Annotated in this window: 6 protein-coding genes and 1 pseudogene; 2 read left to right on the top strand and 5 right to left on the bottom strand. The window is 44.1% G+C overall.

The window, feature by feature from the left end; genetic code table 11:
- The 4 genes from ABYP33_RS08440 to ABYP33_RS08425 form a co-directional block, all read right to left on the bottom strand.
- A partial coding sequence (locus tag ABYP33_RS08440; RefSeq protein WP_373090334.1) for an acyl-CoA dehydrogenase family protein occupies positions 1 to 724 on the bottom strand: 724 nt, incomplete at its 3' end.
- Between the two features lie 138 nt (positions 725 to 862).
- Complete coding sequence (locus ABYP33_RS08435; protein WP_373090332.1) at positions 863 to 2,032, bottom strand: alkane 1-monooxygenase; 1,170 nt, start codon at positions 2,030 to 2,032, stop codon at positions 863 to 865.
- 52 nt (positions 2,033 to 2,084) lie between these two features.
- Entirely contained in the window at positions 2,085 to 3,122 is a 1,038-nt protein-coding gene (locus tag ABYP33_RS08430) for a 2Fe-2S iron-sulfur cluster-binding protein (protein ID WP_373090331.1), read from the bottom strand.
- A 12-nt stretch (positions 3,123 to 3,134) separates the two neighbouring features.
- Entirely contained in the window at positions 3,135 to 3,896 is a 762-nt protein-coding gene (locus ABYP33_RS08425) for an SDR family NAD(P)-dependent oxidoreductase (RefSeq protein ID WP_373090329.1), read from the bottom strand.
- 162 nt (positions 3,897 to 4,058) lie between these two features.
- On the opposite strand from ABYP33_RS08425, the gene ABYP33_RS08420 reads away from it, so the two are divergent.
- Positions 4,059 to 4,685: a TetR/AcrR family transcriptional regulator gene (locus tag ABYP33_RS08420; RefSeq protein WP_373090328.1), complete on the top strand. Its 627-nt coding sequence runs from the start codon at positions 4,059 to 4,061 to the stop codon at positions 4,683 to 4,685.
- On the opposite strand, the pseudogene ABYP33_RS08415 reads toward ABYP33_RS08420, so the two are convergent.
- A pseudogene (locus ABYP33_RS08415) lies at positions 4,660 to 5,812 on the bottom strand (IS3 family transposase). The gene ABYP33_RS08420 and the pseudogene ABYP33_RS08415 overlap by 26 nt on opposite strands.
- Positions 5,813 to 5,906: 94 nt before the next feature.
- Between ABYP33_RS08415 and ABYP33_RS08410 the strand changes: the two are divergent.
- Entirely contained in the window at positions 5,907 to 6,497 is a 591-nt protein-coding gene (locus ABYP33_RS08410; protein WP_373090327.1) for a hypothetical protein, read from the top strand.
- The last annotated feature ends 217 nt before the right edge of the window (positions 6,498 to 6,714 follow it).

Raw genomic sequence — 6,714 nt, 5'->3', positions numbered from 1 at the left:
AAGTCAGTAGGGCTTTTGCGTAAGTCCAACCCTGGTTTTCTTCGCCAATTCTATTTCCGACGGGGACTCGAACATTCTCAAAGTGAACCTCATTCAGGTGGTGTTCTTCGTCAATAGAGATTATCGGTGAGACACTTATGCCTGGCGTTTTCATGTCGATGAGCAGGAAGCTAATACGCCCTTGTGGACGCCCCTCATCACATGTTTTTACTAAGCAGAATATCCAGTCGGCGTATTGTGCATAGGTGGTCCATATCTTGGCGCCATTGACGATATAGTCATCGCCGTCGCGCACCGCGCGAGTTTTAAGCGCTGCCAAGTCTGAGCCCGCACCTACTTCTGAATAGCCCTGGCACCACCACATATCAGAGGATTTTGTCGCAGGAAGAAATCTTTGCTTTTGTTCTTCGCTACCATAGCTATACAGAACAGGACCAAGCATCTTGATACCCATTGGAATCACGTCAGGTGCACCCACTGCAGCTAATTCATTACAATAGATGTATTTCTGTGTAGCACTCCATGCGCAGCCGCCGTGTTCTTCTGGCCAGCCATTTGCGGCCCAGCCACGAGAATCCAGACGCTTTTGCCATTCAATAGTCGCTGACTTAAACGTAGCGGGGTGCGCAATTTTTGCCGCAAGTTCTGGAGTGAAGTTCTCCCGCATGAAGGCGCGGACATCTTCTTGGAACGCCAATTCCTGGTGGCTTAATTTTGTATGCATAGCTATTTCTCGTAATAATCACTGGCGAAAAATTAAGCTGTAGAGGCTAATATTGCGCTTCTATTAATCTTGCTGGCGGTAATAATGTATCTGTATCACTTGCTGCTGCGAGGTGACTCGTTTTTATTGGCGTCGATGCTAGGCCAACGTTCGCCGGTTTAGCCCAGACCAATGACTCACTTTATTTGCCTTTCTTGCTAAGTCACGCTCTGCTGCTGAAGCAAACTTCTCGTCCCACTCATTCAATTTTGGCGTGATACGCTTTTGCCATAGTGGTGGAATCAGTGTGGTTAAGTATGCGGTCATAAAACCACCTGGCATTTCCGGCTGACCGTGATAGGACTGCAAGTCTTGAAACGGGACCTGAGCATCTGCGTGGTGATGACTATGTCGAGTCAGATTGTAGGTAAACACACCGCTAACTAAATGGTTGCAATTCCAAGAGTGATGCGGCTTTACCGGCTCTGAGGGTACTCTCACGATGCCGTAGTGCTCTACATAATTAAGAATTTCTAACGCGATTTTAGTCATCAAACATATAGTTAAATGAAACATAACACCCACCCACCCAGCGCATAAGTACGCTATCACGGTGGTTGCCATTGCTATAGATGCGAGCTGCAGCAAAACATTTTTTGGTGATAAAACGGACGCCCCGATCTTATCCAGTCTTGAACTCTCTATTTCCCATGCATTAAGTACCGTTAGGTACATTGCCCTCGGTAAATGTTGGTAGACGCTGTCACCGCGGGCTGCGGTGGCTGGATCTTTGGCCGTACCAACATAGGAATGATGACCGTAAACGTGTTCTATCGGAAAGGCAATTCCCCAGTTCAGTGCCATTGTGAAGCGGCCCAACCAGAGATCGAATGGGCGCCATGTTCTGTGGGTAAGCTCATGACCAGCAAGCCCACCAGCGCCGGTAACAGGCATCGCTATGGCAAAAACCATTAATACATAGTGGTACCATGGCGTGTTATTTCGCAAATCAACAACATCGACATTTGTCATGCTTTGAATAAGGCTGCCAACACCAAATACATCCTGGCTGCCGCTGCCTGCGACCCAAAAAAGAGCGAAAAATATTGCTAAACTCGCTGGTGTAGACATATACAGGGCTAGATCTAAGAAAAAGGGATATTTATACTTTTTCTCATCGAGATCTTTTGGAGCTAAGTTATCCAAAGCAGAAACTAATAAAACAAGTGAAACGCCTGGAAGCCACAACCATACCCCTCCGAACAGCATGGAAAACGCAACAAGCATTATCGCTGCCGGCAAAATATAAAATCTAAGATAACGAAACATGATAAATTCCTTACTGTGTACGATATTTGGAGGCTTATTAAATTCAAGTAAGTCAGGGTTTTATCCCGGACTGGTCCAGAAATTTGTCAAAAAATATCCTATTTAAATCCATGCCATTTTCTTGCATCTTTATCATTGCGGCATCAATCATCGGCGGCGGTCCACATAAATATCCGGTGGCGCCTAGGCTAATTTTCCGATCAATATAATTAGTGACGAAACCGCGATGCCCCGGCCAATTACTGGCTACCGGTTCATCTGAAAGGACTGGAATAAATCGAAATTCATTTCTCCACTGCGCGCCAAGACTATTGATTTGGTCTTGATAGTAAATGTCGCGCTGTGACCTGACGCCCATTAGTAGCGTTAACGGTTGATCAACAATGGCGCTGTTGTTTTGGATTGCTTCCTCGATCAGTGCGATGATAGGGGCTAGGCCACTTCCACCAGCGACACATAACACTGGGGCAGATTGGTCGCGAAGATAAAAATCGCCATAGGCTGCCGACAAGGTCACCTTGGAATTAACATTCAGCGGGTCAATTAACCAATTTGACATGCGGCCACCAGTCACGCCACGGACAAAGAACGACACCAGTTGATTGCCGCCTGGTGTATTACTCTGTGCAAAGGAGTAGCACCGCGCGGGAATATCAGTATCTGAAGATTGGATAGATACGTATTGTCCAGCCTTATAGTGTATGTGTGTTTCCAGCGAGACACTGACCTTAGATATATCGTGGGTCATCGCTTCAATTTTTGAAATATTCCCCGCGATTTCCTGGTTATTTTTATCCCAGTTTGGTATCTCAATAACAACATTACTTTTGGGCATACTCTGACAAGCCAAAATATACTTCTCTGCTATTTCTTTCTTGCTAAGAAGATAAGATTTATCAGTAAATTCTTTGACTTTTCCTGAAATTAGGCGGCACTTACAAGTGCCGCAGCCACCGACCTTACAACTATGTGGAAACTTAAAATCATGACGCAATGCGCCGTTTAAGATGGATTCCTTGTGCTCTAAAATCAGTTCTTGTTGCCCATTTATGACAAGTTTATATTCTTTTTTTGAAAACAAAGATAACATGCTAAATCCTTCTTACAGTCCTTCATAAGCACGAACGAATCGCCAGGTAAGCGCTGGAAAATACCTACGAAATATCCAACTCAATTTTGTGACTGGACCAGGAAAAACCCAAAAATTATTACTTTTTAAGGCGCGGTCAATCTTTGTGATGACTGTCTCTGGAGAGATTGCTGGCAATATGCCAAATATCTCCGGCCACACCGTTTCTCGTGCCTGACTTAGCAGTGGTGTTTGAACTGGCGGAGGGCATACGCAAGTGAAATTCACACCCTTGCCTCGATTTTCCTGATACAAGACCTCGGTGTAGGCAATGACGGCAAATTTAGATGCATTGTATGCACCTACATAAAACACCGGAAGATGCCCGGCCAGTGATGCAAAGCTCACGAATTCGCCGCATTTTCGCTCCAACATACCAGGCAACGTCGCATGCGCTACGTTAACCAGTCCGCCGTAATTAATATCCATTATTTTTTTAATCAAGCCTATATCCTGATCAAGGATTCTCGATAAGGGCATAATGCCGGCAGCATTCACCACACGATAAATATGTCCCAACGCAGATTCGGTTCGATGAGCTGCAGCCAGAACTGCACTATCATCAGTAACATCTACATTTAAACGTAGTAACTTCGGATTATCGGGCAGTTCATTTAGACCGGTTTGATTTACATCTAGTGCGGCTACCTTCCAGCCTTGCTCAAGCATTTTCCGAGCATAGAGTTGGCCCATCCCACTACCCGCACCGGTAATAAACACCACTTTGTTGTCCATACAACATCCCTTCTTATTTCATGTCTGATGTTAGGATTATTATTTACTTGCCGGCGGAGATAGCGCAGCGATAACTTGTGACTCCATAGCAATGCGATTATTATGAGACATGTTTCATATTCATTAAACTCGTCTTTTTATTGGGCTTGCAGGAGACAAAAAATGACATCTAAACCATTGAAAAGAAAACCAAAACAAGAAAGATCGCTAGTCACGCACAACATCATTGTAGAGTCCGCTGCTCAGGTTTTGCTGCAGCGTGATTATATTTCTACGACCACCAATCGCATTGCAGAACGTGCTGGTGTCAGTGTTGGAAGCATTTACCAGTACTTTAATAATAAGAACGAGATTTATGATGCAGTATTGGATTACTATCTATCCAAGATAGTAGACGCTATCGTCTGCATGGATATCAAAAAGGATTTAGCATTTGTCGAAATTATTGAAGTGCTTGTAGGAAAGATATACGGTGAGTGGCCTGAGGGTCCCGAACTACTGAGAAAGCTAAGGCAGGCCCCAGGCGCCCACTTCCATGAGAAAATTTCTGAGTTAAAAAGTAGTGTAGTGAATTATTTTAGTAGCTTCATTAAGAATAGAAATGAATTAGTGGACGTTGAAGATCTCGATATTTCGCTGGGAATTTGCATGAATTCTATAGAGGGTATATTTCTCAACGCCTCCACCGAAATTCCTCCCTTGCGCCTTGCAAAAGAAATTTCGTTAATATGCTCTCGGTATCTGCTGAATAGCCCCCAAAACTTTAGACCACTCCGTTATTCAATTTAAAACGGTCTTCATACTGCCTTGGTGACAGCAATCCGTTTGTACCATGCTTGCGTGTCGAGTTGTAAAAAATTTCGATGTAATTAAAGATATCTTCTTTGGCTTCCTTTCTTGTTTTATATATTTTGCGCCGGATACGTTCTCGTTTAAGAAGCTGGAAAAAGCTTTCGGCTACTGCATTATCGTGACAATTACCTCGGCGACTCATACTCGCTTTAAGATTGTTGGCATTTAGAAACGACTGCCACTCACCGCTGGTAAATAGTGAACCTTGATCAGAGTGGATTAACACCTGGCTCACAGGTTTACGGCGCCATATCGCCATCAATAGTGCGTCCAATACTAAATCAGCGGTCATTCGCTGGTTCATCGACCAACCGACGACTTGTCGAGAGTAAAGATCGATGACTACCGTAAGATAAAGCCAGCCTTCATAGGTTCTGATATACGTGATGTCAGTCACCCAAGACTGATTGGGCTTATCAACGATAAACTGCCTGTCTAGGTGATTGTCGGCAACGACAGTGGGTCGACCTCCGTAGTAACCCTTGCGGCGTTTATATCCAATCTGGGCCCGTATGCCAGCCTGCTGGCATAGCCTTGCAACCTTATTAGGACTGCAATCAACGCCCATCTCCTGAAGGTCAGCATGCAGTTTACGGTAACCATAAACACAGCCACTCTCCATCCCCAGCTGCTTAAGTGTTGATGTCAGCTTGTCGTTACTGCGAGTACGATGAGATTTTGGGGTTTTGAGCCAAGCATAATAGCCACTGCGCTCGATACGCAGTGCGCGACACAAGGTGCGCACTGCGTAATACTGGCAATTAACTTTGATAAAGGCATACTTTATTCTGACTCCCTTGCGAAGTATGCCGTTGCCTTTTTTAAAATATCCCGCTCTTCCGTCATCCGACGCAACTCTGCTCGGAGACGCCGGTCTCCGCGGTGAGATCATCTTGGGTATCACGTTCATTACTAGGCACCCTAAAACGGTTGACCCAGTTCTATAGCGTCTTATCCGAAATACCTAAATGATTGGCAACTTCCTTAATGGGGTAGCCACGTTCAATGACTTGAGGAGCTGCCTCTTGCTTAAAGTCTTCAGTAAATTTACGACGTTGATTCATACTTCCTCCGATGGTTCATTTTTACCATGCGGAGTGTCTACAGTGATAGGGGCTATTCAGAGTTATTAAATTTCTTGGCCATCCCGCGTTAGGGGTGCTTATACCCCCACTAGTTGCCCTTTATTACGGAACACTCGATATTTGGGGCGATGACTGGGCATGGATAAAAAACAATAAGGAATTTCATGAATTCCTTTTTACTTTATTAGCATCGTTTTCTGTAATCATCTTATTCCTTAGGGCTATAGCGGAGGCCGCTAAAAGTAAGGTAGAGCAACAATACGCAAATCTAATTGAGTCGATGCTACTTTTTTTTAACACCTTGGTTAAAAAGAAGCGGGATAGGTTTTTCAATAAGGCCAAGCACGTTAAGCAAACCGGTGATGTTTTTAAGCTCATCACCCAACCTAAAGATCAGTTAGAACATGTACTTGATGGTACTAAGAATTTTCTTATTAACGGGTTGAACATCGATGCAAAGAATATCGGCATAACCATCATACAAGGCGACCCGCATACAAATCGGTGGTGGTATGAGCTTCAATGTGACCGCCAGAAGCAACATACTAAACCAAAGGAATTAATGTCAGGACAATCCACAGCTTCATATTGCTATGATAGTGGTGATAGTATATTTATACCTGACATCAGAAAGGGCATTAAAGAGGGAGTTTTTTGCCTCTGATAGATCATCAAAAGCCGGCATTGGTTCCATATTTTGTAAACCTGTCCGGATTAACGTCGGCAATCTAGAATATGTATATATTTTCACAATCGCAGTTTTCGGACAAAACTTATGCTCTCCTTATGATGAGGAGGAATGTCGGGCTTTGGAAAAAATTCTAGATGAGATAGCTGATCGGGGTGAATTAGAGTTATACCTACATTCAATAAAGCAGTAT

Origin of the sequence: Zhongshania sp. (assembly GCF_041584495.1) — a bacterium.
Classification (GTDB): Bacteria; Pseudomonadota; Gammaproteobacteria; order Pseudomonadales; family Spongiibacteraceae; genus Spongiibacter.
The sequence above is the reverse complement of the archived record's forward strand: the minus strand, read 5'-3'. Positions and strand labels throughout refer to the sequence as shown.